At 54.7% G+C, this 1,887-nt stretch carries 2 protein-coding genes and 1 pseudogene; 1 reads left to right on the forward strand and 2 read right to left on the reverse strand.

All coding sequences use genetic code 11. From position 1 onward, the window contains the following. A pseudogene (locus tag B2R17_RS06150) lies at nt 1-532 on the forward strand (2-oxoglutarate dehydrogenase E1 component); the annotation flags it as partial. Nucleotides 533-584: 52 nt separating this feature from the next. Here the strand turns inward: B2R17_RS06150 and B2R17_RS06155 are convergent. Both B2R17_RS06155 and B2R17_RS06160 read right to left on the reverse strand, forming a co-directional pair. Further along, entirely contained in the window at nt 585-1,418 is an 834-nt protein-coding gene (locus tag B2R17_RS06155) for a hypothetical protein (RefSeq protein ID WP_286763282.1), read from the reverse strand. Between the two features lie 53 nt (nt 1,419-1,471). Next, nucleotides 1,472-1,887: alpha/beta hydrolase (locus tag B2R17_RS06160; protein WP_286763283.1), on the reverse strand; the 416-nt coding region annotated here is incomplete at its 5' end.

Below are 1,887 nucleotides of genomic sequence, written 5' to 3' on the forward strand. Positions count from 1 at the left end.
CTTCCACCTGCTTCGCCGACAGGTCATCCGCAAATGGCGCAAGCCTTTGATCGTGCTGACGCCAAAAAGTTTGCTACGGCACGCGGAAGTCACCAGCCCATTGGATGTCGTTGCGGAAGGCAGCTTCCGAAAGATCCTGCCGGATCGCAAAGTTCCACTCGAAGGTGCCAAACGTTTAGTTCTATGCACCGGAAAGGTCTACTACGACCTGCTGCAAGAACGCACAGATCGAAACATCGAAGACGTTCCGATCATGCGTCTGGAACAGCTCTATCCGCTGTCGCCCGATGAAATCTTTGCCGCGTTTGAAGGTCTCGCCGAAGGATCGGAGATTCGTTGGGTCCAAGAAGAGCCCGAGAACATGGGCGCGTGGCCGTACTTGAAACTTAAGATCGGCGACGAACTCAACAAACGTTTCCGGTTCACCAAAGCAACTCGTGCGGAATCGGCCAGCCCCAGCACCGGTTCAATGGCGGCTCACAAATTGGAACAAATCGATCTGCTCAAAGCCGCCTTCGAAGGCATCAACTAAGCGAGCAAACGCTCAGTCGGCCGTGCGGGACGCCCAAAAGAAACGCCGACGTTTATCCCGACGGCGTCGCGTTGGCTGGCTGTTTTGAAGGCCACTTCCGTTGCCTGCCTTTGCTAAACCGCTTCAAGGCGAGCTGCATCAACGTGACCGTTACCAGGGACGCGCTGGGAGCAACGAACAGGATCTGAGAAGCAAACCGGTTCGAATGATGCTGGCCGACGAGCTGACGCCAAACGTCATCTGCCAGCGTCCACCCCGCCTGCGACTGACTGTGTAGGAATGCACCGGCAAGAAAGACGCCAGACAATATACCCAGCCTCTTCCATCGTGATTTCATCATCACGAGGTAATTAGCGATCAACGCGGGGACGCCAGCGGGGGTCGTGTAAATCGCGATGGAAACAAGCTCACGATTGAGCCCCGAGACGCGAATCAATGTGATCAATGCCGCGACGATGGCGGTAAAAATCAACAGCCACCGGATCGAGACGCTGGGCTTGCGAGATTTCGATGGACGAATCCGCCACGGAGGTGTGGCAGACCAACGAAAATTCGCAGCCTGAATGGCACAAACAACCATCGCTGGAATGACCATCCCAATCTCGAATCCCGACTGGAAACCAAAGATCACGACACCCCAACAGATACAAACGCTCGCAACGCACCAATGAGGCCATCTAGCTCCAGGCGAGAGCAAAATGGCGGCCATTGTTGGCAACATCACAAACAGCGAAATGAACAGCCACCAATCGGCCGCGGAATCGCCATCGAAACCGGTTGTCGCTTCCAGCACAAGATACAGCAGTAACTGTGCCGTCATCACAACCAAAGGCACGACCCACCAACTGCGACCAAGAGCAAACGCGTTGTTGGACTTGTTCAGCACGACTCATTCACTCGCCAGATTGAGACATCAGATCAAGGGGTGAACGATCAATGCTACCACGCCGAGTCGTACAGTTTTGCAACCAACTCGTCTGTCCATGCCGTGCCGTCGGACTGGGTGTACCCGTGGTGACCTCCCGTGGGCATGGTCAAGACGCGAGTTGATTCATGCATTCGGTCGCGTAACGCAACGAACGAATCAACTGGAACCAATGGGTCATCGGCCGCGGTAACAATCAATGCGGGAACATCGATTTGCTCCACGACCGAATGAGCCGAAGACTCCGCGTAGTAGGTTCGCTCATCAGGAAATCCCGCCATCGGAGCAGTGATCCGACGATCAAATTCGCGAAGTGTCTTTGGAGCCCGACCGTCCAATAGGCTGCCAAGTTCTTCTCTCATCTGCAACGTTGACTTAGCCCGCCGAAGCAACTGTGTGATGAAGTAGTGGTTGTAAAACCGTAAAGACC

It is taken from the genome of Rhodopirellula sp. UBA1907 (assembly GCF_002337565.1).
Taxonomy (GTDB): Bacteria; Planctomycetota; Planctomycetia; order Pirellulales; family Pirellulaceae; genus Rhodopirellula; species Rhodopirellula europaea.